The organism is Ruminococcus sp. AF17-1AC (assembly GCF_003461385.1).
GTDB lineage: Bacteria > Bacillota > Clostridia > Oscillospirales > Ruminococcaceae > Hominimerdicola > Hominimerdicola aceti.
The window spans coordinates 215,646-216,948 of record NZ_QTWZ01000002.1; the positions used below are offsets into that span (position 1 = coordinate 215,646).

The 1,303-nt window shown below is 44.7% G+C and carries 2 pseudogenes; both read left to right on the top strand.

Features of this window, described 5'->3' with window-relative positions:
- Nucleotides 1–226: 226 nt before the first annotated feature.
- A pseudogene (dcm, locus tag DWW81_RS13190) lies at nucleotides 227–955 on the top strand (DNA (cytosine-5-)-methyltransferase); the annotation flags it as partial.
- A 52-nt stretch (nucleotides 956–1,007) separates the two neighbouring features.
- Nucleotides 1,008–1,303, top strand: a pseudogene (locus tag DWW81_RS02790) (DNA cytosine methyltransferase); the annotation flags it as partial.

Genomic DNA, 1,303 nt, shown 5'->3' on the forward strand with positions numbered 1-1,303 from the left:
AGTCAGATTGATAAGCAAACAGAGGAAAATATTGAGTGCGAGGAAATTACAGAAACGGAAGATCTTGAAGAAAACGAAGAAATGAATATGTCAATGTAACGGTTAAGTTTTGAAAAAGACTTAGCCGTTTTTTTATTACAAAAAGGAAAGGAACGGTGATAAATGATAAAATATTTCGAAGCGTTTGCAGGAATAGGAGCGTTCCGTTCGGCTTTTTGAAAAAGTAGGCGGGTTTGAGTGCGTCGGATGGTGTGAAATTGACAGATTCGCACAGAAAGCCTACAGAACGCTGTATGACACAAAGGGGGAAATTTTTTATGAGGACATCACAAAAATCGATTACGGAAATATGCCGGATTTTGATCTGCTCGTTGGAGGCCCGTGCTGCCAATCGTTCAGTGTCGCGGGGCGCAGACTCGCTTTTGAGGACGATAGAGGAAACCTGTTTTTTAACTATATCCAAATCCTTGAAGCCAAGCGCCCCCGTTACTTTATCGCTGAAAACGTACCCAACCTGCTTGGTATATCGCAGGGGGAATGTTTCAGAATCATCCTTGAAAAGATTTCTGAACTGGGGTATAGTATGTGCTGGCGCGTGCTTAACTCTGCCGGATTCGGAATACCGCAGTCAAGAAGAAGGCTGTTCCTTATCGGATATCTTGGAGACAAATGTCCCTCAGAAATACTGGCTTTCGGAGGAAATGATGAGGAAAATTGCGAAAAAAGAAAACCTGAACAGCTGATAGGCGGCAGTCAGGGTTCGAGAGTTTATTCCACAGACGGCACGGCTGTTACGCAATGCAGCGGTTCGGGCGGCATGGGCGGTAAAACGGGACTTTATTTCATAGACTGCAATCCCGATCCTCAGATGACAGACATTGCAAGATGTGTTACCGCACGTCAGAACAGCGGAGTATCTCATCATAGAGGAGAACATTCCGCTGTTTTTTTGTGATTTGAACGAAAATCCGCAGATTACAGAAAATGCCCGATGTCTGCATACAAGAATGGATTTGGGAGTAACAAACGAAACTCACAAAGGCGAACGTTCGGGAGTGCTTGAAGAAGCTCCTAGGGCGATAATCAACCCATTTAAGGAAACTACCCGACAGAACGGTCGCAGAATAAAAGAACCTAATGAACCGATGTTTACGCTCACGGTTACGGACAGACACGGAATAGTACACAAAGGCAGAATCCGCAGGCTTATGCCTGTGGAGTGCTGGAAATTGCAGGGATTTACAAAAGAGCAGTTTGAAAAAGTCGCTGAAGCAGGTATGTCCGACGCACAGCTTTACAAGCA